22 protein-coding genes are annotated in these 23,654 nt (G+C 65.9%); 5 read left to right on the top strand and 17 right to left on the bottom strand.

The window, feature by feature from the left end:
- Positions 1-50: 50 nt before the first annotated feature.
- Both ppk1 and hemB read right to left on the bottom strand, forming a co-directional pair.
- Complete coding sequence (ppk1, locus tag O6P39_RS01405) at positions 51-2,243, bottom strand: polyphosphate kinase 1 (protein WP_275609709.1); 2,193 nt, start codon at positions 2,241-2,243, stop codon at positions 51-53.
- Between the two features lie 21 nt (positions 2,244-2,264).
- A complete protein-coding gene (hemB, locus tag O6P39_RS01400) occupies positions 2,265-3,278 on the bottom strand; it encodes a porphobilinogen synthase (protein ID WP_275609708.1) in 1,014 nt (337 codons plus the stop codon).
- A 222-nt stretch (positions 3,279-3,500) separates the two neighbouring features.
- Between hemB and O6P39_RS01395 the strand changes: the two genes are divergently transcribed.
- Entirely contained in the window at positions 3,501-4,061 is a 561-nt protein-coding gene (locus tag O6P39_RS01395) for a DedA family protein (RefSeq protein ID WP_275612057.1), read from the top strand.
- 1 nt (position 4,062) lies between these two features.
- On the opposite strand, the gene O6P39_RS01390 is transcribed toward O6P39_RS01395, so the two are convergent.
- Complete coding sequence (locus tag O6P39_RS01390) at positions 4,063-5,301, bottom strand: sterol desaturase family protein (protein WP_275609707.1); 1,239 nt, start codon at positions 5,299-5,301, stop codon at positions 4,063-4,065.
- A 141-nt stretch (positions 5,302-5,442) separates the two neighbouring features.
- Between O6P39_RS01390 and elbB the strand changes: the two genes are divergently transcribed.
- On the top strand, positions 5,443-6,096 hold the full coding sequence (gene elbB / locus O6P39_RS01385; protein ID WP_275609706.1) for an isoprenoid biosynthesis glyoxalase ElbB: 654 nt from the start codon (positions 5,443-5,445) through the stop codon (positions 6,094-6,096).
- Positions 6,097-6,242: 146 nt separating this feature from the next.
- Here the strand turns inward: elbB and O6P39_RS01380 are convergent, their stop codons facing one another.
- The 5 genes from O6P39_RS01380 to O6P39_RS01360 all read right to left on the bottom strand — a co-directional run bounded on the left by O6P39_RS01380 (position 6,243) and on the right by O6P39_RS01360 (position 12,463).
- Complete coding sequence (locus O6P39_RS01380) at positions 6,243-6,713, bottom strand: YaiI/YqxD family protein (protein ID WP_275609705.1); 471 nt, start codon at positions 6,711-6,713, stop codon at positions 6,243-6,245.
- Positions 6,714-6,785: 72 nt separating this feature from the next.
- Positions 6,786-8,687, bottom strand: coding sequence for a cytochrome c/FTR1 family iron permease (locus O6P39_RS01375; protein WP_275609704.1), 1,902 nt, complete (start codon positions 8,685-8,687; stop codon positions 6,786-6,788).
- Between the two features lie 128 nt (positions 8,688-8,815).
- The gene (locus O6P39_RS01370; RefSeq protein WP_275609703.1) at positions 8,816-9,445 is read right to left on the bottom strand and encodes a LysE family transporter; all 630 of its coding nucleotides are present in this window, start codon (positions 9,443-9,445) and stop codon (positions 8,816-8,818) included.
- A 239-nt stretch (positions 9,446-9,684) separates the two neighbouring features.
- The gene (locus tag O6P39_RS01365; RefSeq protein ID WP_275609702.1) at positions 9,685-10,443 is read right to left on the bottom strand and encodes a TerC family protein; all 759 of its coding nucleotides are present in this window, start codon (positions 10,441-10,443) and stop codon (positions 9,685-9,687) included.
- A 109-nt stretch (positions 10,444-10,552) separates the two neighbouring features.
- Entirely contained in the window at positions 10,553-12,463 is a 1,911-nt protein-coding gene (locus O6P39_RS01360) for an ATP-binding cassette domain-containing protein (protein ID WP_275609701.1), read from the bottom strand.
- A 47-nt stretch (positions 12,464-12,510) separates the two neighbouring features.
- On the opposite strand from O6P39_RS01360, the gene O6P39_RS01355 reads away from it, so the two are divergent.
- The gene (locus O6P39_RS01355) at positions 12,511-12,975 is read left to right on the top strand and encodes a TIGR02444 family protein (protein ID WP_275609700.1); all 465 of its coding nucleotides are present in this window, start codon (positions 12,511-12,513) and stop codon (positions 12,973-12,975) included.
- Positions 12,976-12,978: 3 nt separating this feature from the next.
- On the opposite strand, the gene O6P39_RS01350 is transcribed toward O6P39_RS01355, so the two are convergent.
- Positions 12,979-14,205, bottom strand: a complete 1,227-nt coding sequence (locus tag O6P39_RS01350) for an AlgP family protein (protein WP_275612056.1) — start codon at positions 14,203-14,205, stop codon at positions 12,979-12,981.
- A gap of 127 nt (positions 14,206-14,332) precedes the next feature.
- Here O6P39_RS01350 and O6P39_RS01345 point away from each other — a divergent pair, with 127 nt between their 5' ends.
- Entirely contained in the window at positions 14,333-14,983 is a 651-nt protein-coding gene (locus O6P39_RS01345) for an FKBP-type peptidyl-prolyl cis-trans isomerase (protein ID WP_275609699.1), read from the top strand.
- Positions 14,984-15,041: 58 nt separating this feature from the next.
- Here the strand turns inward: O6P39_RS01345 and rsd are convergent, their stop codons facing one another.
- Together rsd and O6P39_RS01335 are read right to left on the bottom strand one after the other, a co-directional pair.
- Entirely contained in the window at positions 15,042-15,509 is a 468-nt protein-coding gene (gene rsd, locus O6P39_RS01340; RefSeq protein WP_275609698.1) for a sigma D regulator, read from the bottom strand.
- Positions 15,510-15,763: 254 nt separating this feature from the next.
- The gene (locus tag O6P39_RS01335) at positions 15,764-16,246 is read right to left on the bottom strand and encodes a disulfide bond formation protein B (protein WP_275609697.1); all 483 of its coding nucleotides are present in this window, start codon (positions 16,244-16,246) and stop codon (positions 15,764-15,766) included.
- Positions 16,247-16,360: 114 nt separating this feature from the next.
- Here O6P39_RS01335 and O6P39_RS01330 point away from each other — a divergent pair, with 114 nt between their 5' ends.
- Positions 16,361-17,446: a sorbosone dehydrogenase family protein gene (locus tag O6P39_RS01330; protein WP_275609696.1), complete on the top strand. Its 1,086-nt coding sequence runs from the start codon at positions 16,361-16,363 to the stop codon at positions 17,444-17,446.
- Positions 17,447-17,491: 45 nt separating this feature from the next.
- Here O6P39_RS01330 and O6P39_RS01325 read toward each other — a convergent pair whose 3' ends face one another.
- The 6 genes from O6P39_RS01325 to O6P39_RS01300 form a co-directional block, all read right to left on the bottom strand.
- Complete coding sequence (locus tag O6P39_RS01325; protein WP_275609695.1) at positions 17,492-18,724, bottom strand: heme biosynthesis HemY N-terminal domain-containing protein; 1,233 nt, start codon at positions 18,722-18,724, stop codon at positions 17,492-17,494.
- Entirely contained in the window at positions 18,721-19,830 is a 1,110-nt protein-coding gene (locus O6P39_RS01320; protein WP_275609694.1) for a uroporphyrinogen-III C-methyltransferase, read from the bottom strand. Before O6P39_RS01320 ends, O6P39_RS01325 begins: the two co-directional genes overlap by 4 nt.
- A 15-nt stretch (positions 19,831-19,845) precedes the next feature.
- A complete protein-coding gene (locus O6P39_RS01315; RefSeq protein ID WP_275609693.1) occupies positions 19,846-20,616 on the bottom strand; it encodes a uroporphyrinogen-III synthase in 771 nt (256 codons plus the stop codon).
- Positions 20,613-21,554 (bottom strand): hydroxymethylbilane synthase, encoded by a 942-nt coding sequence (gene hemC, locus O6P39_RS01310; protein WP_275609692.1) that lies wholly within the window; start codon positions 21,552-21,554, stop codon positions 20,613-20,615. The genes O6P39_RS01315 and hemC overlap by 4 nt, the downstream gene beginning before the upstream one ends.
- A gap of 113 nt (positions 21,555-21,667) precedes the next feature.
- On the bottom strand, positions 21,668-22,414 hold the full coding sequence (gene algR / locus O6P39_RS01305) for an alginate biosynthesis regulator AlgR (protein WP_275609691.1): 747 nt from the start codon (positions 22,412-22,414) through the stop codon (positions 21,668-21,670).
- 4 nt (positions 22,415-22,418) lie between these two features.
- Complete coding sequence (locus tag O6P39_RS01300) at positions 22,419-23,489, bottom strand: sensor histidine kinase (protein ID WP_275609690.1); 1,071 nt, start codon at positions 23,487-23,489, stop codon at positions 22,419-22,421.
- Between the last annotated feature and the right edge of the window lie 165 nt (positions 23,490-23,654).

The following is a 23,654-nucleotide window of genomic DNA, read 5'->3' as shown; positions in this document are numbered from 1 at the left end:
CACCCATGAAAAAGCCCTGCCGAGGCAGGGCTTTCGGTGACACCGGCTGATCAGCGCGAACTGATCACCGGCGTGCACAGGCGTTCGAGCAGTATCGCCTGGGAGTTGCGGGCGTTCTGGTTGCCGCTGGGGCTCTGGCGTACGTAGCTGCCGTCAGCCTGCAGCACCCAGGCCTGGGTGTTGTCGGCCAGATACGACTCCAGCTCCTTCTTCACCCGCTGCACCAGCTTCTTGCCTTCCACCGGGAAGCAGGTCTCCACGCGCATGTCGAGGTTGCGTTCCATCCAGTCGGCGCTGGAGAGGAACAGCTTCTCGTCGCCGCCGTTGAGGAAGTAGTAGATCCGGCTGTGCTCCAGGAAGCGGCCGATGATCGACCGTACCTGGATATTGTGCGAAACGCCCGGCACCCCCGGACGCAGGCAGCACATGCCGCGCACCACCAGGTCGATCTTCACCCCGGCCTGGCTGGCCTTGTACAGCGCGCGAATCACCTTGGAGTCGGTCAGCGAGTTGACCTTGGCCATGATGTGCGCCGGCTTGCCTTCGGCGGCCTGGGCGGCCTCGCGGTTGATCATCTCCAGCAGGTTCTTCTTCAGGGTGAAGGGCGCGTGCAGGAGCTTCTTCATGCGCAGGGTCTTGCCCATGCCGATCAGCTGGTTGAACAGCTTGTGCAGGTCCTCGCAGAGCGCCACGTCGGCGGTCAGCAGGCTGTAGTCGGTGTACAGGCGCGCGTTGCCGGCGTGGTAGTTGCCGGTACCCAGGTGGGCGTAGCGGCGCAGCTCACCGTCCTCGCGACGCAGGATCAGCATCATCTTGGCGTGAGTCTTGAAGCCGACCACGCCGTAGATCACCACGGCGCCGGCCTGTTGCAGGCGGCTGGCCAGTTGCAGGTTGGATTCTTCATCGAAGCGCGCCCGCAGCTCGATCACCACGGTGACTTCCTTGCCGTTGCGCGCGGCTTCCACCAGCGCATCGACGATCTCGGAGTTGGCACCGGAGCGGTACAGCGTCTGCTTGATCGCCAGGACGCTTGGGTCCTTGGCGGCCTGGCGCAGCAGGTCGATCACCGGGGTGAAGGACTCGAACGGGTGCATCAGCAGCACGTCGAGCTTGCCCAGCACGTTGAACAGGTTTTCCTTCTTCTGCAGCAGTTTCGGGATCGCCGGGGTGAACGGCGGGTACTGCAGCTCCGGATGGCTGGCGAGGCCCGTGACGCTGAACAGGCGGGTCAGGTTGACCGGACCGCTGACCTTGTACAGCTCGCTTTCGGCCAGGCCGAACTGCTTGAGCAGGTAGTTGGACAGGTGCGTCGGGCAGGTGTCCACCACCTCCAGGCGCACGGCGTCGCCGTAACGGCGCGAGAACAGCTCGCCGCGCAGCGCGCGGGCTAGGTCCTCGACGTCCTCGGCGTCCACCGAGAGGTCGGCGTTACGGGTCAGGCGGAACTGGTAGCAGCCCTTCACCTTCATGCCGTGGAACAGGTCGTCGGCATGGGCGTGGATCATCGACGACAGGAACACGTAGTTGTCGCCGGCGCCGGCAACGTCTTCCGGCAGGCGGATGATCCGCGGCAGCGAGCGCGGCGCCGGGATGATCGCAAGGCCGGAGTCGCGGCCAAAGGCGTCCAGGCCTTCGAGCTCGACCATGAAGTTCAGGCTCTTGTTCACCAGCAGCGGGAACGGGTGGGTCGGATCGAGGCCGATGGGGGTGACGATCGGCGCGATCTCGTCGCGGAAGAAGCGACGGACCCAGGCCTTGATCTTCGGCGTCCAGTAGCGGCGGCGGATGAAGCGGATGTCGTGCTTGGCCAGCTCCGGCAACAGGATGTCGTTGAGGATGCTGTACTGGCGGGCGACCTGCTCGTGCACCTGCTCGCTGATGCGCGCCAGCGCCTGGTGCGGCAGCAGGCCGTCGGCGCCGGCCTGTTCGCGGGCGAAGGTGATCTGCTTCTTCAGGCCGGCGACGCGGATCTCGAAGAATTCATCGAGGTTGCTGGAGAAGATCAGCAGGAACTTCAGGCGTTCCAGCAGCGGGTAGGACTCATCCAGTGCCTGTTCCAGCACGCGGATGTTGAACTGCAGCTGCGAGAGCTCGCGATGAATGTAGAGGGCACTGTCATCCACGTTGACCGCAGGGACGGCCACCTCCGGCGGCGGAGGCGTCGCCTCGGTGGTCTCGGCCACGACGACTTCGGTGGATTCAGCTTCGATAACTTCGGTTTCGCTAAGGCCTTCGGTATTCATCGCAAGTCTCGTCGGCGGGGGTCAGCCCCCCTTTTTCAATTGTTCTGCAGCGCGTTTGGCGAAGTAGGTCAGGATGCCATCTGCACCGGCGCGTTTGAAGGCCAGCAGCGACTCCAGGATGACCGCCTCGCTGAGCCAGCCGTTCTGGATGGCCGCCATGTGCATCGCGTACTCGCCACTGACCTGGTAGACAAAGGTCGGCGCGCGGAATTCGTCCTTCGCCCGTCGAACGATGTCGAGATAGGGCATGCCCGGTTTGACCATGATCATGTCGGCGCCTTCGGCGAGGTCGGCATAGATCTCGTGCAGCGCTTCATCGCTGTTGGCCGGGTCCATCTGGTAAGTGGCCTTGTTGCCCTTGCCCAGGTTTGCGGCCGAACCGACGGCGTCGCGGAACGGGCCGTAGTAGGCGCTGGCGTACTTGGCCGAATAGGCCATGATGCGCGTGTTGACGTGGCCGGTCGACTCCAGGGCTTCGCGAATCGCACCGATGCGGCCGTCCATCATGTCCGACGGGGCAACCACCTGGGCTCCGGCTTCGGCGTGGGACAGCGCCTGCTTGACCAGCACATCGACGGACACGTCGTTCAGCACGTAGCCATCTTCATCGAGGATGCCGTCCTGGCCGTGGGTGGTGAAGGGATCCAGGGCGACGTCGGTGATGACCCCCAGCTCCGGGAAGCGCTCGCGCAGGGCACGGGTTGCGCGCTGGGCGATGCCATCGGGGTTGAAGGCTTCGGCGCCATCGAGGGACTTCTTCTCCAGCGGGGTCACCGGGAACAGCGCGACGGCCGGAATGCCCAGCTCCACCAGTTCCTCAGCTTCCTTGAGCAGCAGGTCGATGGACATGCGCTCCACACCCGGCATCGAGGCCACCGCCTCACGCTGGTTCTTGCCGTCGAGGACGAACACCGGAAGGATCAGATCATTGGTGGTCAGCACGTTCTCGCGCACCAGACGACGGGAAAAGTCGTCACGGCGATTGCGGCGCAGGCGGGTGAAAGGGAAGGCACGATCGGCAGGAATGAAGCTCACGGCGTACTCCAGGGCCTGGACAAACAGGCACAGTGTGACAGTTATAGCCGTGAATTATGACCGATTGGTAACAAGCGGTAACAGTGACCCTTGGTCGCGGCATCCTGCCACACCACCTGGCGGCCGGAGGAAGTTGCCCCAGGTCAGGGGGCGCGACTGGCACGCCTTCCCCCGGAGCGACAACCGAGTTAGGCTTCGCCTTCATTTCGCTGCGTTGCCTCGATAATGCTTCAACAATTCCTGCAGGATTTCGGCTATATCGCCCTGTTCCTCGGCACCTTCTTCGAGGGCGAGACCATTCTGGTTCTGGCCGGGTTCCTGGCATTTCGCGGCTATATGCAGCTCGAATACGTGATCGCCGTGGCCTTCCTCGGCAGTTACGCGGGCGACCAGCTGTGGTACTTCCTCGGCCGCCGCCATGGCCGCAAGCTGCTCGCGCGCAAGCCGCGCTGGCAGCAGATGGGCGACAAGGCGCTGGAACACGTGCGCCGTCGCCCGGACATGTGGGTGCTGAGCTTCCGCTTCGTCTACGGCCTGCGCACCGTGATGCCGGTGGCCATCGGCCTGTCCGGCTATCCGCCGGGACGCTACCTGCTGCTCAATGGCATCGGCGCCATCGTCTGGGCCACCGCGCTGGGCTCGGCAGCCTACTACTTTGGTAGCGTGCTCGAAGGCGTGCTGGGCAACATCAAGAAGTACGAATTGATGGTGCTCGGCGGCCTGATCGTCATTGGGCTGCTGCTGTGGCTGCGCCGCCGCTTCAAGAGCGCCAGCAAGGCCTGAGTCAGGCGGCCTGCGGTAGCCGCTCGGCACGCCGCAGGCTCAGCAGCACGACCAGGCTTGCCAGCGTGTAGACCGCCAGCGCCCAGGGCGTCCACTGCGGCAACTCAATCCCACCCCACAGCGCCAGTGCCGCCACCGCCGGTACGTTGAGCGCCAGGCGCAGCACTTCCATGCGCAGCGCCCAGGTGCGGTTCTCCAGCCAACAGCCAATGGCGTAGAGCCCGAAGGCCATCCAGCTCCAGCCGATCACCAGCGGCAACATCTGCCAGCCCTCCCCCACGCCCAGCAGCCAGGTGCCGATCACCACGTAAGTCGCGAACTGTAGCCCGGCGTACCACTGCCTGCCCCGCGTGAGCGGCACCTCGAACTTGCGGAAGGCCGCCAGGTCCGGCTTGACCATGGGGTAACGCTGGGCGACGTCCTCCGGGCGCCAACCGGTGCGCATGAACCAGATGCGCAGCTTGTCCCGGACGCTGCCGGCGCGGCGTGCATCGTTCCACAGGTGCGCGTAGACCTGCAGGTTGGCCCACAGCGGGTTCCAGCTGGCCAGCGGCACGGTCACGCCGAACACCACCGGCTCCTCGTCCAATTCCTCCTGGAAGGTGCCGAACAGACGGTCCCAGAGGATGAACACGCCGCCGTAGTTGCGGTCCATGTACACCGGGTTCTGCGCGTGGTGCACGCGGTGGTTGGACGGGGTGATGAAGACCCACTCGAACACGCCGAGCTTGGGAATATGCCGGGTGTGCACCCAGAACTGGTACAGCAGGTTCAGGGCACCGACGGTGAGGAACACCAGCGGCGGCACGCCGGCCACCGCCATCGGCAGGTAGAAGATCCAGCCGAAGATGAAGCCGGTGCTGGTCTGGCGCAGCGCCGTGGAGAGGTTGTAGTCCTCGCTCTGGTGGTGCACAGAATGCGCCGCCCAGAGCACATTGCGCTCGTGGCCCAGGCGGTGGTTCCAGTAGTAGCAGAAGTCGTAGAAGACAAAGGCGAAGGCCCAGACCCACAGGCTCTTGGCCGACAGCTCGAACAGTGCAAGCTGTTGCCAGGCCAGGGTATAGGTCACCACCGCGAGCCCCTTGGTCAGCAGTCCGCTGGTGGTGGACAGCACCCCGGCGCTGAGGCTGTTCAGCGCATCGCTCAGGCGATAGGTACTGATGCCCCGCCAGCGGTCCGCGAGCAACTCGATCGCGATCAGGAGGAAAAAGAAGGGTACGGCGAAGAGGATGTAGTTCATGGCGCGGCCGAGTCGTTATGCTTGTGGGTAAGGCCCTGGTTTCATCGATCCTAGCCTCTTGCCCCGCGCCGGCCCCGACCGCCGGCGACAACCCGGGCGGCATATCGCGACACGCCCGGCACCCTCGAACAGGAGCAGTCCATGCAGAAGAAAGTTGCCGTCATCCTCTCCGGCTGTGGCGTCTACGACGGCGCTGAGATCCACGAAAGCGTGATCACCCTGCTGCGCCTTTCCCAGCGCGGCGCGAAGGTGCAGTGCTTCGCCCCCGACATCGCCCAGCACCACGTGCTCAACCACCTGACCGGCGAGGAAATGGCCGAGAGCCGCAACGTGCTGGTGGAGTCCGCGCGCATCGCCCGTGGCGAGGTGAAGGACGTTCGCGAAGCCAAGGTCGAAGACTTCGACGCGCTGCTCATCCCCGGCGGTTTCGGCGCCGCGAAGAACCTCAGCGACTTCGCCTTCAAGGGCGACCAGTGCGAAGTGCAGCCGGACGTGCTGGCCCTGGCCAAGGCCTTCGCCGCGGCGAAGAAGCCGGTCGGGCTGATCTGCATCGCCCCGGCCATGGCCGCGCGCATCTACGGCGCGGGCGTGGAATGCACCATCGGCAATGATGAAGGCACCGCCCAGGCGCTGACCCGCATGGGCGCCAAGCACGTCGACTGCGCCGTGGAAGACATCGTCGAGGACAAGGACCACAAGCTGGTCACCACCCCGGCCTACATGCTGGCGCAGTCCATCGCCGAAGCCGCCAGCGGCATCAACAAGGCGGTCGACCGGGTGCTGGAGCTGGCCTGAAGCCATTGAGCGTCGAATGTTCGCGAGCAAGCTCGCTCCTACGAAGAGCGGATGCCCCCTGTAGGAGCGAGCTTGCTCGCGAACCGATGCCACACCGATCTGCCCATTGAAATAAAAACGCCCGGCAATGCCGGGCGTTTTCATGTTCAGGCCTTGCGGCTCTCCGCCTCGCGCATCAACCGCGTCAGCAGCCGATCCAGGCCATTGGCGAAGGCCTGCCGGTCCTTGTCGCCATAGGGCGCCTGCCCTCCCCCCACCTGCCCCTGCTCGCGCAGGTCGGTGAACAGGTTGCGCACCGCCAGGCGCTCGCCCATGTTCTTCTCGTCGAACTCGCGGCCGCGCGGGTCGAGGGCATCGACGCCCTTCTTCACCAGCCGGTCGGCCAGCGGCACGTCGCTGCAGATCACAAGGTCGCCCGGCTCGGCCTGCTCCACCAGGTAGTCGTCGGCAGCGTCCATCCCGCTGGGCACCACTATCAGGCTGACGCAGGCGAACGGCGGCTTGGCCACGGGTTGGCCGGCGACCATCACCACCTCCAGCTTGCGCTTGAGGGCGAACTTCGCCACCAGGTCCTTGGCCGCGCGCGGGCAGGCGTCGGCATCGATCCAGATACGCATCAGGAAAACCTTCCATCGAAAAGCACAACGGCCAGTATCGCACTGGCCGTCGTGAACCGCGTGATCAACACATCAGGAGGAGGCGATGCTCTCCGCCTTGCGGCGTTCGGTGAGGTAGCTGCGGCCGTAGAACACGGCCACCGCCAGCAGCGCTACGGCCTGGGCCGACAGCGAGTAGGCGTCGGCCTTGATGCCGAGCCAGTCGAAGTCGAAGAACGGCACCGGGCGGGTACCGATCACCCCGGCCTCCTGCAGGGCGACCACGCCATGGCCGGCGAAGACCACCGACAGGGCGCAGAGCAGCGCGGCGTTGACGGTGAAGAACAGCTTCAGCGGAAGCCTGGCCGAACCACGCAGAATCACCCAGGCGATACCGATCAGGACCACCACGGCAGTGCCCGCACCGGCGATCACCGCGTTGTGCCCGGCCGGGCCGGCCTGCAGCCAGAGGGTCTCGTAGAACAGGATGACTTCGAACAGCTCGCGGTACACCGAGAAGAACGCCAGCACGGCGAAGCCGAAGCGGCCACCGCCGCCGACCAGGCTGCTGCGGATGTAGTCCTGCCAGGCGGCGGCGTGGCGCCGGTCGTGCATCCACACGCCGAGCCAGAGCACCATCACGCAGGCGAACAGCGAGGTGAAGCCCTCCATCAGCTCGCGCTGGGCGCCGCCGATGTCGATCACGTAGGCGGCTACAGCCCAGGTGGCGAAGCCGGCGACGAAGGCCAGCCCCCAGCCGACATGCACGCCGCGCACGGCCTTCTCCTGCCCGGTGTTACGCAGGAAGGCGAGGATGGCGGCCAGCACCAGGATCGCCTCCACGCCTTCGCGCAGCAGGATCAACAGGGCCGACACGAAGCTGATGGAGAAGCTCAGCGAGTCGCCGCTCAGGGCCTTGGCAGCCGCGGCCAGCTTGGCCTTGGCCAGTTCCAGTTGCTGGGCCACTTCGCCTTCCGGCAGACCATCACGCAGGGCCTGACGGTAGGCCATCAGCTGCTTCTCGGTGGCCTTGCGCAGGTCGGCGTCGACGTTGTCCAGCGAGCTTTCCACCAGCTCGAAGCCTTCCAGGTAGGCCGCCACGGACAGGTCGTAGGCCTGGTCGTGGTCGCCTGCGCGGTACACGGCGAAGCTCTTGTCCAGGGTCGCGCTGGTGTAGTCGATCTGCTGCGCCGGGCCGCGGTGTTCCAGCGGCGGGTGGGCGCGGAGGGCACGGAAGCTTTCCGCTGCGGCCTCGCCATCGCGCTCGGCGACTTCGGCCGGGGTCTGGGTCGCCAGGGTGCCCAGCGGGTAGGCATGGGCTGGATCGGCCTTGGCCTGGCCAGCGCTGAGGCTCGCGACGTAGGCCGCCAGGTCCCAGCGCTGACGCTCGTCCAACTGGTCGGCGAAGGCCGGCATGTCGGTGCCGGCGACGCCCAGGCCGATGACGTTGTGCAGGTCATACAGGCTCAGGTGGTCCAGGCGCGCGCGGTCGGTCAGGTTGGCCGGCGGCGGCTCCAGGCCGATGCCCGCCGGGCCATCGCCCTTGCCGGCGTCACCGTGGCAGATCGAGCACTGCTGGGCATAGGTCTCGGCGGCACGGGACGGATCGGGCGTGATCGCCGGGGTCTGCACCACCTGGTAGATGTCCGCGACGCGCGCCTCAAGATGGCGCGCCTGCTGGGCGACCTGCGCACCGGGCTGGCGTTGCTCGATGGCCTGCTTGAGAGCATCGGCCGCCTTCTCCAGGTCGGCGCGCTCGGGGCGGGCAGGCAGGGCCAGGATCAGCGCATGGAGATTGCCGACGAACTCCAGCTGCTCCTTGTACTCGCTGGCGTCGACGATCTGGCCGTCGGCAACGGTTGCCGGGTAGTCGGCGGCAAGATAACTGAGCAGATGAAGGGCTTGCGAAGGATCGACAACCGTGTCGGCGTGAGCTCCAAGGCTGAAAAGGCCGAACAGCGGCAACAGCCAGACGAGAAGTTTGGAGGGTTGCATAGCGGAAGCTAAATGAGAATGAATGAGGTTAAATTGTCACCTCAGGTTTCCGTCTATGCAAGGACAATGTCCCACGACACGGCGCCCGATGAGTTTTTGACGACACCCCGGGCGCGGCGCAAACGCCCTCAGGCCGGGGCGCGGCGTACGGTGGCGAGCAGCGTGGCAGCACCCACGAAAAGGGTAGCGAAGGTGCGATTCATCACCTTCTGCTGACGCGGGGAACGCAGGACACGCAGCACACGGGCCGCCAGACCGGTGTAGCCAGCCATGACGATCAGGTCGACGGTGATCATGGTCACGCCCATGATCAGGTACTGGATCGCCATCGGCCGGTGCGGATCGACGAACTGCGGCAGCACCGCAAGCATGAAGATCACCGCCTTGGGGTTGCTGGCGTTGACCAGGAAGCCGCGCAGCACCAGCGACAGTGGCCGGCCGATCGGACGTTCGCCACCCGCATCCATCGCCTGCGGCGGCGAGGTCCATTGGCGGTAGGCAAGGTAGAGCAGGTAGACCACGCCGAACCATTTGATCGCGCTGAAGGCGACCGCGGAGGCGGACAGCAGCGCGCCAACCCCGGCAGCGACCACGGCGATCTGCAGGGCCAGGCCGATCTGCAGCCCCAGAGCGTTCCAGTAACCACGCCAGAAACCGTATTGCAGGCCGCAGGACATCGAGGCGATGGCCCCGGCGCCGGGCGACAGGCTGATCACCCAGCAGGCGATGAAGAAGGCGAACCAGGTACTGGCGAGCATCTCGAACCTCACGGCGCCCGAACGAGCGCAATATCTTGTTACGGGCAGCCAGTGTGCCCTAGTCCCGGCGCGTCGCCCAGTGCCGACGACGAAGGTCGCATTCCCCTTGTAGGAGCGAGCTTGCTCGCGAACCGCCTCAGCGGCGGAATCGCCGGAAAGCTCTGTTCGCGAGCAAGCTCGCTCCTACGAAAAACAAAAAGCCCGGCGCAAGGCCGGGCTTTTCGATGACGCCGCCGCGATCAGCTCGGCACATCCTTGCGCAGCTTCACCGGCTCTTCGCCACGCTTGCGCGCCATGGCGCCGCGCAGGCGGATGTTGATTGCCTCCACCGCCAGCGAGAAAGCCATGGCGAAGTACACGTAGCCCTTCGGCACGTGGATTTCGAAGGCTTCGGCGATCAATACGGTGCCGACCACGATGAGGAAGGACAGCGCCAGCATCTTCAGCGACGGGTGCTTGTCGATGAAGGCACTGATGGTGCCGGCCGACAGCATCATCACGCCGACCGAGATGACGATGGCGGCGATCATCACCGGCACGTGCTGCACCAGGCCCACGGCGGTGATCACCGAGTCCAGGGAGAACACGATGTCGATGATCGCGATCTGGATGATGATGCCCATGAAGCCGCGTGCCTTGCCGCCCTGCTGCTCGCCCTCTTCCGCGCCCTCCAGGCTGTGGAAGATTTCCATGGTGCTCTTGAACAGCAGGAACAGGCCGCCGAAGAACAGGATGAGGTCGCGCCCGGAAATACCGTGGTCGAACACGGTGAACAGGTCGGCGGTCAGGCGCATCACCCAGGTGATCGACAGCAGCAGCAGGATGCGCGTGCCCATCGCCAGTGCCAGGCCGAAGAAGCGCGCCTTGGGTTGCTGGGCGACCGGCAGGCGGCTGACCAGGATCGAGATGAAGATGATGTTGTCGATGCCCAGCACGATTTCCAGGGCGGTGAGGGTCAGAAAGGCGACCCAGATCTCGGGGCTAGTGAGCCATTCCATAGTGGGGGACGTCCGTCAGTGGGGGTGGGAAAATTCGGTCCGCGCTGGCGCCGGATGGATTTCTGGAAAAACAAGTTGGGCGCCTGCCACAACGCAGCAGGCCCCTCCATCACTCGCTGGCCTCGAGCTGGCGCTGCAGCTCTTCGAGGGTTTCCAGCGCCATCAGCCAGCCCTCTTCCAGCTCGCTTTCGCGGGCCTTGAGGGTGGACTGGCGGGCCAGCAGGTCGCGCAGCTCATCTTTGCGCGCGGCTTCGTAGAGCGCGCTGTCGCCCAGGCGCTCCTCGATCTCGGCGAGCTGTTCGTGGACCTTGCCCAGCTCCTTTTCCAGCTTTTCCGCCTCGCGCTTATGCGGTGCCAGTTGCTGGCGCAGTGCGGCGGCGGCCTGGCGCTGGGCACGCTTGTCGGTCTTGTCGCCGGCCGGCGCGGCGGGTGCAGAAGGCGCTTGGCGGGCCCGGAAATCCACCAGCCAGCGGGCGTAGTCGTCGAGGTCGCCGTCGAACTCGCGGATGCGCCCATCGGCCACCAGCAGGAACTCGTCGGTGGTGCTCTTGAGCAGGTGTCGATCGTGGGACACCACCACCACGGCACCGGAGAATTCCTGCAGCGCCAGGGTCAGCGCCAGGCGCATTTCCAGGTCGAGGTGGTTGGTCGGTTCGTCGAGCAGCAGCAGGTTGGGCTTCTGCCAGGCGATCAGCGCCAGGGCCAGACGCGCCTTCTCGCCACCGGAGAAATTCACCACCGGCTCATCGCAACGATCACCGCGGAAGTCGAAGCCGCCGAGGAAGTCGCGCAGGGTCTGTTCGCGCTCGGCCGGCGCGATGCGCGCCAGGTGCAGCAGCGGGCTGGCCTTGGGGTCGAGCGAGTCGAGCTGGTGCTGGGCGAAGTAGCCGATGGCGAGGTTCTCGCCACGACCGAGCTCGCCGGCCAGCAGCGACAGGTCGCCGGACAGGGTCTTGATCAGGGTCGACTTGCCGGCACCGTTGGGGCCGAGCAGGCCAATGCGCGCGCCGGGCACCAGTTGCAGCTTGACCTTCTCCAGCACGGTCTTGTCGCCGTAGCCCAGGCGAGCTTCGGAAAGGTTCAGCAGCGGACTGGAAATCTTGTCGGACTCGCGGAAGCTGAAGTCGAACGGCGAGTCGACGTGGGCCGGCGCCAGCTCTTCCAGGCGTTCCAGCGCCTTGATCCGGCTCTGCGCCTGGCGGGCCTTGGTGGCCTGGGCACGGAAGCGGGCGATGTACTTTTCCATGTGCGCGCGTTGCGCCTGCTGCTTCTCGTACGCCTGTTGCTGCTGGGCGAGACGTTCGGCGCGGGTGCGCTCGAAAGCCGAGTAGCCGCCGCGGTACAGGGTCAGCTTGCGTTGCTCCAGGTGGGCGATATTGTCCACCACGGCGTCGAGGAAATCGCGGTCGTGGGAGATCAGCAGCAGCGTGCCCGGGTAGCCCTTGAGCCACTCTTCCAGCCAGAGGATGGCATCGAGGTCGAGGTGGTTGGTGGGTTCGTCGAGCAACAGCAATTCGGACGGGCACATCAGCGCCTGCGCCAGGTTCAGGCGCATCCGCCAGCCACCGGAGAAGTCGCCGACGCGGCGGTCCATCTGCTCGGGCGTGAAGCCAAGACCCGCCAGCAGCTTACGCGCGCGGGCGTCGGCGGTATAACCGTCGGCGCTGTCCAGCTCGCTGTGCAGGCGCGCCAGGGCGGTGCCGTCGTGGGCCTGTTCGGCTGCGGCGAGGTCAGCCTGGATCCTGCGCAGGTGCACGTCGCCATCGAGTACGTAGTCGACGGCGAGGCGGTCGAGGGTATCGACTTCCTGGCGCATGTGCGCGATGCGCCAGTCGGCCGGCAGGTAGCATTCGCCGGCGTCCTGGCCGAGTTGGCCGCGCAGCAGGGCGAACAGGCTCGACTTGCCGGCGCCATTGGCGCCGATCAGGCCGATTTTCTGTCCGGCATGCAGGGTGAGTTCGGCACCTTCCAGCAAGCGCTGGGGGCCACGCTGTAGCGTAAGATTTTGTAGTCGAATCATGGCGGCGGAGTTTATCAGCTTCGCCTGGCAATCGCTGTGGGTGGTCTATGTCTGATGATGTCTGGTCGTATGCGCTGAAACTCTACGCCCGCCCAGGGGTTGAGCCGGCTTGCCTGGCCTTGCAGGAAGCGGGGGCGGACGTCTGCCTGGCGCTCGCGGCGGCCTGGCTGGGAAGCGCTGGAGTGACCTTCTCGCAGGCGAGGATGGATGCGCTGGACAGTGTGGCGCAGGACTGGCGCGAAGACGTGATAGTGCCGCTGCGTTCGTTGCGTCAGCGTTGGCGGGAAGCGGCGAAGCAGGATACGGAACTGGCGCCGCTGCGCGAGCGAATCAAGCAGCTCGAACTGGAAGCGGAAAAGGTGCTGCTGGAGCGACTGGAAAGCGTGGCGAAGGATTGGCCACGAGGTGATGCGGAAGACTTGTCGCGCTGGCTGGAAGCAGCGACGGGTGATGCGGGCAGCTTGCGCCGCGATGCGCGGGAAACCCTGCGCACCGCGGCGAGCCTCTCCTGAGCCTTAGGAAGCGCTGGAGGAGGTGCTGCTGGTGCTGGCCGGAGCTGCCGGTGCCGGGGCGGCACTGGCGGCCGGAGCAGCAGCCGGAGCAACCGGAGCAGCCGGTTGAGCAGCCGGTGCGGCAGGCGCTACCGGAGCGGCGGGCTTGGCGGCAACAGGCTTGGCAGCGGGTTTGGCGGCAGGCTTCGCAGCAGCAGGCTTGGCAGCGGGCTTCGCGGCAGCAGGCTTGGCGGCGGGCTTCGCGGCAACAGCTTTAGCAGCCGGCTTGGCGGCGGGCTTGGCAGCGGCAGCTTTGGCGGCCGGCTTGGCAGCAGGCTTCGCAGCGGCAGCTTTGGCAGCCGGCTTGGCGGCAGGCTTCGCAACAGCAGCTTTGGCAGCCGGCTTGGCGGCGGGCTTCGCGGCAGCAGCTTTGGCAGCCGGCTTGGCGGCAGGCTTCGCAGCGGCAGCTTTGGCAGCCGGCTTAGCAGCGGGCTTCGCAGCGGCAGTTTTGGCAGCCGGCTTAGCAGCGGGCTTCGCAGCGGCAGTTTTGGCAGCCGGCTTGGCAGCGGGCTTCGCGGCAGCAGCTTTGGCAGCCGGCTTGGCGGCGGGCTTCGCAGCGGCAGTTTTGGCAGCCGGCTTGGCAGCGGGCTTCGCGGCAGCAGCTTTGGCAGCCGGTTTTGCAGCAGGCTTCGCGGCAGCAGCTTTAGCGGCGGGCTTGGCAGCGGGCTTCGCAGCAGCAGCTTTGGCAGCCGGTTTGGCGGCGGGCTTCGCAGCGGCAGCTTTGGCAGCAGGCTTGGCGGCGGACTTCGCAGCAACAGCTTTGGCAACCGGCTTGGCAGCGGCGGCCGGCTTGCGGCTGGCCAGGGACTTGCCTGCAGCCTCCTTCACCTTGGCCACGCCCTGGGCGAGCCTCAGGCTCTCCTGCACGTCGCGCTTGAGGTTGGCGATGTAGGCACGGGTTTCGGTCTGACGGGCCTTCAGGGTATCCAGCGCTTCGTCCAGCTCAGCGATGGCGGACTTCGCCTTGGCCTGGGCCTTGGTCTTACCCTCTTTGGTAGCGTCCTGCAGTTTGGTGCGTGCGTTGTGCAACTTCTCTTGTGCCTTGCCGCGTTGTTTCTCGAGCTTGGCGAGGAGTTTTTCTGCGTCGACGAGGGCCTGCTTGCAGGCACCTTCGAGGTGATCGATCAGGCTATGGGACAACTGCTGCAGCAGGTGCAAAGGGGTAGTGACAGGTTTCTTGTTGGCCGACATGACGTGCCTCCTGGCGGACGTGGTTGCGCCCATACTAGCCCCGTCGGAAGCGGCTCGCCACTGTCCTGATTGAGCTGGAGCCCGCGCCCGGCATAATCTCCAGCGGATTTCACAGCCGAGAGAACCCATGCTTCGTCTTGCTCCGCTCTGCTTGCTCGTCGCACCTCTGATGGTCAGCGCCGCACCACCCAAGGACGAACTGGCCTACAGCCTGGGCGTGCAACTGGGCGAACGGCTGCATCAGGAAGTCCCGGATATCGCCATCGGCGACCTGCTGGAAGGCCTGCGCCAGAGCTATCGCGGCGAGCCGCTGGCACTGCCGGAAGAGCGCATGGCGACAGTGCTGAGCGCCCATGATCAGCAGCAGCAAGGCACCCCGGCAGCCACCGATTCCGCCGACTCCGCGAAGGCTGCGGAGAAGCGTTTTCTGGTCAACGAAAAGGCCCGCTACGGCGTTCGCGAATTGGCGGGAGGCGTACTGGTCAGCGAGTTGAAAGCAGGACATGGCAACCGCAATCCGCAACTGAGCGAAGCACGGGTGAACTACACCGGCAGCCTGGCGGATGGCAGTCCGTTCGATGCCAGCAGCTCACCGCAATGGTTCCGCCTGGATGCAGTCATTCCCGGTTGGCGCACGGCACTACAGGCGATGCCGGTGGGTGCTCGCTGGAGAGTGGTGGTGCCTTCAGCGCAGGCGTATGGCGCCGACGGGGCGGGAGACCTGATTCCGCCGTACGCACCGTTGGTGTTCGAGATCGAGCTGCTGGAGAGTCGCTGAAACAAAAACGGCGCGATCGCTTCAAGCGCTCGCGCCGTCTTCACACCCGGTGCATCGATCAGACCGTGGCGACGTTCTGTCCGTGGGCGTTGTGCAGCACTTCGATCAGGCAATCTTCCAGTTCGAAGCGTTCGTGCAGTTGCTGACGCAGGCTCTTCAATTCGCTGGTGAGGCAGGTGCCTTCGCGGCAGTCGCCGTTGTCGCAGCGGTCGTTGAAATTGAGTGCATTGGCGGTGATGGTTTCGAGACGGGGATAGATCTGCTTGGCCAGTTCCAGACCTCGGGTATCGCCGAAGGCCTGCGCTTCGTTCATCAACTGTTCGTAGACTTCGAAGTGCCCTGCCGACACGTAGTCGAGCAGGAGCTGGCAAAAGCTCTGCAGGGATTCGGCATTGGTCTTCGGCGCCTGGACACCGTCCAGGGAATCGAATGCCCGGACCAATTCATGTCGATCCCGCAGCCAGCGATCGATCAGCTGGTGTACGCCTCCCCAACGTTCCTGGGCATTACGGCAGCTCTCGAGCATGTTGTCCTCACTTCCCTTGTCGCCGTCCCGGCAATGTCCGCCCCGGGACAATATTCTGTCGAACCTCGGTACCCGCGTGATTGGTTTTCTTCGGCGGCGGCTTTCCGGCGGAATGGAAGTCCAGAGTATGCCCGCGCGATTTCGCCTTCAAGACACCGGCGCGCGGAAAATTCATACGAGCGTTTAATCGGAAGGCCGCGGCCTCTCTGGCCTGCGCCAGACAGCGCAGGCCAGAGCAGAAAGGCCTGCGACGCTCAGCCGCGGCGGAAGAACTGGAAGATGGCGAACAGCGAGAAGGCGATGAAGGCGAGCAGGCTCCACTCCGGAATGCTCAGGCTGAGCAGGGTCCAGCTGACCTCGGCGCAGTCGGCCGAACCGTGGAACATGGTGTAGATGATCTTGGTGTAGGGCATGCTTTCGAGCATGTAATCCAGCGGCGGCAGGCACGCCGGCAACTGATCCGGCGGCAGGGTCTGCAGCCAGATCTGCCGGCCCGCGGTGCCGGCACCGGCCAGCGAGAAGAGCAGGATCAGCACCGAGTACAGGCGCGGGGCACGGCCATGCAGCCCGGCAATCAGGGCGAAGAGCCCGGCGCCGGCGAAGAAGATGCGCTGCAGGATGCACAACGGGCAGGGCTCCAGCCCAACCACGTATTGCAGGTAGAAGCCGGTGCCGAGCATGGCGGCGCAGGCGAGGAAGGCGAGGAAGAACAGGGAACGAGGGCTGGCCAGGTTCATGGCGGCTCCGCTGAATGGGCTGCTGCAGGAAGGGCGCTACGGTAGAGGAAAGACCGGCGCCGTTTCAAGGCGGCTGTCTACACTGCCGGTGGCACTCATCCGGGAATCCATGCCATGCGTCGTCCGCTGCCGCTTTTTGCTCTCCTGTGCCTGGTCAGCTTACCAGCCTGCTCGGACAGCACTCAGGGAAACATCCGACTGCCCGAGGGCTTTCACATCAGCCTGCTCACCGACCAGGTGCCCGGCGCGCGCGCCATGACCTGGGGCGATGCGGGCACCCTCTTCGTCGGCAGCATGAACGCCGGCAAGGTCTATGCGGTGCGCCCGGACGGCCGCGTCTCGGTGGTCGCCGAAAACCTGACGATGCCCGTGGGCGTCGCCTTCCACGAAGGAGACCTGTATGTCTCGGCCGTCAGCCGTGTGGTGGTGCTGCGCGATATCGAACGCCACCTCGACGCCCCTCCGGCCCCCGAGGAATTGCCCACCCGGTTCCCGTCCAAGACGGCCCACGGCTGGAAGTTCATCGCCTTCGGGCCTGACGGCAAGCTCTATGTCCCGGTGGGCGCACCCTGCAATCTCTGTCGCCCGGACCGCGAGCGCTACGCCAACCTGCAACGCATGAACACCGATGGCAGCGCCCGTGAAGTGGTTGCCTACGGCATCCGCAACACCGTCGGCTTCACCTGGCATCCGCAGACGCACCAGCTCTGGTTCACCGACAACGGTCGAGACCTGCTCGGCGATGACCGGCCCAACGATGAGCTGAACACGATCAGCCGCGTCGGCGAGGACTTCGGCTACCCCGACTGCCACCAGGGCGACCTTGCCGACCCCGAGGAAGGCAGGACGCCCTGCTCCGCCTTCACGCCGCCGGTGGCCAAGCTCGGCCCGCACGTGGCGGCACTGGGGCTGCGCTTCTATACGGGCGACCAGTTCCCGCCGGAGTACCGCAACAACCTGTTCATCGCCGAGCACGGCTCCTGGAATCGCAGCCAGAAGATCGGCTATCGCGTGGCCCGGGTCGAGTTCAACGAGGACGGCACGCTCAAGCGCCAGAGCGTGTTCGCCGAAGGCTGGCTGGACGCGGGCGGCAAGGTGCACGGCCGGCCGGTCGATGTGCTGGTGGCCCCCGACGGCGCGCTGCTGGTGAGCGACGACCAGAACGGAGCGATCTATCGCATCAGCTACGGCAAGCCCTGAGAAACGAAAACGGCGCCCACAGGCGCCGTTTTTCTTGCAGCAGGATCAGGCTCGAACCGTCACCGGCAACGAAGCCGACGGCGCCAGCAGGCCCAAGCCTTCCTGGAACAGCTGGTTGCTGCGTTCCACTTCGCCCAGCTGCGCCAGCAGACGCGCCAGCTCGGCGCAGGTCTCCGCGCTGCGCTGGCGGGCAAGGCTCGCCTCCAGGTACTCGCGCGCCTTGCCCCATAGCTTGTTCTGCAGGCTCAGGCGACCAAGGGTGAGCAGCAGTTCGGAATCATCTCCATGCTGCTTCAGCCAGCCTTCGGCGGTCTTCAGCTGGTGCGCGCCATCGCGGCCACGGGCGCGGCCATACAGATACACCAGGCGGCTGTCGTAGCCGTCCTTGAGCGCCTTGCGCAGCACGTCCTCGGCCTCTTCCGGAGCTCCCAGGCGCAGCAACTGCTCGGCGTACGCAGCCACCAGCGGCGGCTGCGCGCGTAGATTGGACGGCACGTTCTGCCAGCGCTGGGTCAGCGGTTGCAGGCTGCTCTCACCCTGCCCCACGCCCCGCTCACCGGCCTCGGCAAGCGATGCGATCCAACTGCGGCGCTCCAGGTCCGCCAGCTCGGCGTTCTGCAGCACGCGCTCCTTGCGCAGCTCGGGCAGCAACACGCAGAGCGCCTGCCAGTCGTGCAGGCTGACGTACAGCTGCTGGAGCAGACGCAGCACGGTGGGATGACGCGGATGGTCCTGGTGCAGTTTGTCCAGCACGCTGCGCGCCTGGCCGACATCGCCCCGGTTGATCAGCAACTGGGCGCGAGTCAGGCCCACGGCCAGCTCGGCGCCTGGCTCACGCTTCAGGGCGTGGTCGAGCAGCTCATCGCACTCTTCGGTCTTGCCCAGCTCGTTTGCCGCGCGGGCGGCGCCCAGGAAGTGCGGCAGAGGACGCTCGCTCAGCTCGGCGGCGCGGCGCAGGTGACGCAGCGCCTGCTGCCAGTGCCCTTCGGCGAGGTCACGCTGGCCGTTCTCCTCGGCCAGCAGCGAACGGCGGCGACGGTTGAAGCGCGACCAGGGATTGACCACCCGCCCGGAAACGCCCAGCAGACGCATCGCCACCCGAACCGCCAGGTAGACCGCCCACAGCACTACCAGCAGGGCAAGGAAGGTCCACAGGCTGGACTCGTAGCGGAAGCTCTTGTAGGCGATCAGCACATAGCCCGACTGCTCGGCGACGGCCAGCCCGACCAGGGTGGCGGCCAGCACGACGGCCAGGATCAGTACATAGACGCGGCTCATGGCTGGGCCCCCGCATCGGGCGCGACGGTGTCCTGCTGCGCAGCAGCGGCGTCGCGGCGTGCAAGGTAGGCCTGCAGCGAACTGAGTGCGGGGCTCAGGTCCGGCGTCTGCACGGTGACAGCCTGGCCGCCCAGCTCGTCGAGACGAGTCGCCAGGGCGCGGCTGTCGGCAAGGTCGGCGTTGAAGAAGTCGCCGACGATCTGTCGGGCCTGTTTCAGCGCCTGCTGGTAGACCTCCTGCTTGCCGTTCAAGGCCGCCCACTGCGCCTGCTCCAGCGCCAGGCTGAGGGCCAGGCGCACGCGATCAAGCTGCTGGCCGGAGAGCAGCGGGCGAATGTCCTGGCCGGCGTTGAAATCGATGCGGACGTAGCGCGAGATGCGCTCCCACCACTGGTCCCAGGTGCTGCTGCCGTCGCCCCAGGCAGTGCTAGCGACGGAGCCGCTGTCGTCGGCCTTGAAGGCGGGATTGAGCGGCTGCAGTTGCGCGGCCTGGTCGCGCAAGGCGCCCAGTTGCAGGAACAATCCAGTGCGGTCCGGACGCGGCAGGCTGCGCAGCGCTTCCAGGCTCTTGGCCAGTTGCGCGCGGGCCGCGAAGGCGCCCGGATCGTTCTGCAGGCGCAGGATATCGTCGGCGCCCTGCACCAGCTCGGTCGCGCTGTCGATGTCCTGCAACGCGGACAGGCGCAGCGCAGCCAGACGCAGCAGGTGTTCGGCCTCCGCCAGACGCCACTGCTGGCGGCTCTGGCCCAGCACCTGCTTGAGCTGCTTGGACAGCTGCTGCTGGTCGCCCTGCAGCTCCACCACCAAACGGCGGCGGGCCTCGAGCTCATCGGCGGTCGGCAAGGCGTCCAGGCGCTTGTTCAGCTCGCTGTTGCTGTTCTGCACGCTCTGCGCCTGCCCGCGCGCGTCCTCCAGCTGGGCAGCGCGCTGCTGCTCGGCAGCCTTCAACTGCTGGACTTGCCAGATACCCCAGCCGCCCGCAGCGAGGCCGGCGGCGCCGACCAGCAGGGCCAGCAGGGCAATGCCGGTGCCGCCTTTGCGCGGTGCAGGCTCACGGGCCGGATTGGTCGGAGTGGGAGTCTCTTGGGGAGTGACGGCTTCGCTCACAGATCCATCCTTCGCTCAGAAATTGTTCTTGTCGGCGCTTTGCAGCGCCTCCATCAGTGCCGTAGCGCTGGCGCCCCGACAATCGATCACCCGCTGCGCGCCCAGCTCACGGGCCTGCTCGGCCACGCGCGGACTGGGCACGAACAGTGGCAGCGCACTCACCTGCGGCCAATCCTGCTCCGCCAGGCGATGCAAATGCTCCAGCCCCTGCCCGCTGCTGATCACCAGGGCATTCAGGTGCTCTTCCCGGATGCGCCTCGGCAGTTCACCCGGGGGATAAGACGGCAACTCGCGCCGGTAGAGTTCCAGATAGTCGACCGCCACGCCTTGGCCGCGCAGGCAATCGGCGAGGAATTCTCGGCCACCTTCGCCACGCAGGATCAGCACCTTCGGATCATGCACCTGCAAGGCCTGCTCCAGCGCCGGCAACCTCAGCAGGGCCTCGCTGTCATCGCCGTCCGCCGGATAGTGCGCGGTCAGGCCGTAGTCTTCGAGGATAGCCGCGGTCGCCGCGCCCACACTGAACCAGCTCTGGGTCAGCGGCGGCTGCGGCCAGTAGCGGTCCAGCCGCTCAAGGCCCAGGCGCGCCGCCGGTTTGCTGACCACGATAACCGCGCAGTAGCGGTCCAGGTCAAGGATCAGGCTGCGCTCGGCCGGCGACTCCTCCCGCGGGACGATCGCCAGCAACGGCAGACTGGCGCTGTAGATGCCCGCCTCGGCGAGGCTCGCGGCCAGTGCCACGCACTCCTCTTCGGGACGGGTCAGCAGCAGCCGCCAGCGGCTCACGGGTGACCGGCCTCGCCGTACACCGCCGTGAGGATTTCCTGGGCGCCCTGCTCCAGCAGGTCTTCGGCCACCTTCACACCAAGCGTTTCGGCGTCGGCCTGAGAAGCGCGCGCTTCGGCACGCAGCAGTTGGGAGCCATCGGGCTGGCCGACCAAGCCGCGCAGCCACAGCTGGTCACCTTCGAGGATCGCGTAGCAGGCGATCGGCACCTGGCAGCCGCCATTGAGGCGTTTGTTCAGGGCCCGCTCAGCGGTAACGCGCACGGCGGTTTCCGCATGGTGCAGCGGCTTGAGCAGCGCATGGATTTCGCTGTCGACGGTACGGCACTCGATGCCCACCGCCCCCTGACCGCCCGCCGGAAGGCTGGCTTCGACGCTGATGGAGGAGCGGATGCGGTCCTCGAAACCGAGACGGATCAGGCCGGCGGCAGCGAGGATGATGGCGTCGTACTCGCCGGCATCGAGCTTGGCCAGGCGGGTGTTGACGTTGCCGCGCAGGAAGCGGATCTGCAGGTCCGGACGGCTGGCCAGCAGCTGCGCCTGACGGCGCAGGCTGGAAGTGCCGACCACACTACCGGCGGGCAGATCATCAAGGCTGGCGTAGGTGTTGGAGACGAAGGCGTCGCGGGGGTCTTCACGCTCGCAGATGCAGTACAGGCCCAGGCCTTCGGGGAAGTCCATCGGCACGTCCTTCATGGAGTGCACGGCGATGTCCGCCTCGTTCTCCAGCAGCGCGGTCTCCAGTTCCTTGACGAACAGCCCCTTGCCGCCAATCTTCGCCAGCGGCGCGTCGAGCAGCTTGTCGCCGCGGCTGGTCATCGGCAGGAGGGTTACGACCAGGCCGGGATGGGCCTGTTCCAGGCGGGCCTTGACGTATTCGGCCTGCCACAGGGCCAGCGCGCTCTGGCGCGTGGCGATACGGATTTCGCGAGAAGACATGGGCAATTCCGTGCAATGGAAGCGTGCAAGAGATTGCCCGCATCATAACAGCTCGTGCGCGCAGAAACCCGGGCGGTAGGCCCAGGCTTCACGCGGAATGCGGCACTGTGTCGCTACAGGTTATGCATGAGTCGCCGTACGCCCGCGACATGCCGGCGGCTGACGGTCAGGGCATCGCCATTGAGCCCCTTGAGGTACAGCTGGAAGTGCCCCAGCGGGGTGCGCTGCAGACGCTCGATGCGCTCGCGGGAGACCAGCGCATTGCGGTGGATACGCACGAAGCGCTCGCCGAACTCATCCTCCAGCGCCTTCAGTGGCTCATCCAGCAGCACCTCGCCACCGGCGTGGCGCAGGGTCACGTACTTGTGGTCGGCGATGAAGAAGATCACTTCTTCCAGCGGGATCAATTCGATGCCTTTGCGAGTCCGCGCACTGATGTGGCTGCGCGGGCCAGGGCCGCCAGCCGCCGGGGGCTTGGTCAGCGCCGCCAGCTGCACGCGGTTGGGCCGCGAGGCCTTCTTCAGGGCATCGGCCAGGTCTTCGCTGCGGACCGGTTTGACCAGATAGCCGACCGCGCTGACCTGGAATGCTTCCAGGGCGAATTCATCGTGGGCGGTGCAGAAGATCACCGCCGGAGGGGCTTCACGCTCGCACAACTTGGCCGCCACCTGAAGCCCGTCCAGGCCGGGCATGCGGATATCCAGCAGGACGATATCCGGCTTCAGGCTGTCGATCAGTGTCAGCGCTTCTTCACCATTGCTGGCAGAGGGCTCCAGGACGCGATAGCCGTCCATTTGCCCTACCAGCCGGGCCAGGCGCTCTCGCGCCAGGGGTTCGTCATCGACGATCAGGACATTCATAAGCTCAGGCTTCCTGCATGAGACGCGCACATGGATAGCGTAGACAGGTGTAGTGCCGTCCGTCACGGCGCTCGACGCTGAGACTAGCTTTTGGCCCGAAAAGTGCCGCAAGTCTCGCCGCAATATTTTGCAGCGCCTGCTTGGTCCCCTTCGTGGGCAACGTCTGCGTCGACTCGTCGTACGGGTTGCTCACACAGAGCTGGAACACACCGTCACGGTAGTCCGCCTCAACTTTCACCAGACCGCCTTCGATGCGCGGCTGGATGCCATAAATCAACGAGTTCTCCAGCAAGGGCTGCAACGTCAGCTGGGGGATCGGCACGCCATCGGGCACGCCGTTCACCTGCCAGTCCAGCTGCAAGCGGTTGCCAAGACGAAACTGCTCTATGGAAAGATAGCGTCTGGCCAACTCGAGTTCCTCCCCCCAGGAAATTAATGTTCCAGGTTTGGCCAGGCTGGCACGGAACAGATCCGACAGATTCAGCACCGCCTGCTCGGCCTTGCCCGGGTCGAGCTCGATCAGGCTGGCGATGCTGTTGAGGCTGTTGAACAGGAAATGCGGACGGATGCGCGCCTGCAGCGACTCGATCCGTGCCCGCAGTTCGGCCTGTTCCTGGCGCCGCCATTGGCTCAGGAGATAAAAGTAGCGTAGCAACAGGGTGGACATGATGAGGGCGATCAACGCATGGCGCAGGTAAAGATTCACCTCGCCGACGCGCGACATCGGTCCGCCCAGGGAGAGGTAGTCGGCCGCCGCCGTGCAGGCGAGGGTCAGGGCCACCACCAGCGCACAACTGATCACCCCGGCGCGCCAGGCGGGCCAGCGCGCGAGCAGCGGGCGCATCCGGCACAGCAGGCCGGCCGAGAGCAGTACGTTCCACTGCACGAAGAGCGAGATCAACGACAGACGCACCCAGTTGAAGCTCGGCGTCATCGGCTCGGCCAGCACGATCACCAGCACCAGCATCTCGGCCAGCACCACCAGGCTGAACAGCGCTTCGGGCTGGCACAGTTCGGGGATGAAGAAGTCGTCGTCGGGTGCCGGCCGGGCGCCGGTCTTGGCAAGTATGGGCATCGACGCAGTTTCCGTAAGCGTCCGCACGGCGGCAAGCGCGGCGTGCGACCAGAGCCGGGAAATGTCGGGCAGCGCAAGGATCGGCCGGGGCTGCGCGGCGATTCCACGCCACTCCCCCACCCCAACCGCCAAAGCGCCGCCGGTTTTGTGCTTCAGCCTGCTATT

It is taken from the genome of Pseudomonas sp. PSE14, assembly GCF_029203285.1.
GTDB lineage: Bacteria > Pseudomonadota > Gammaproteobacteria > Pseudomonadales > Pseudomonadaceae > Pseudomonas.
This window is presented reverse-complemented; position numbering and strand designations above follow the sequence as displayed.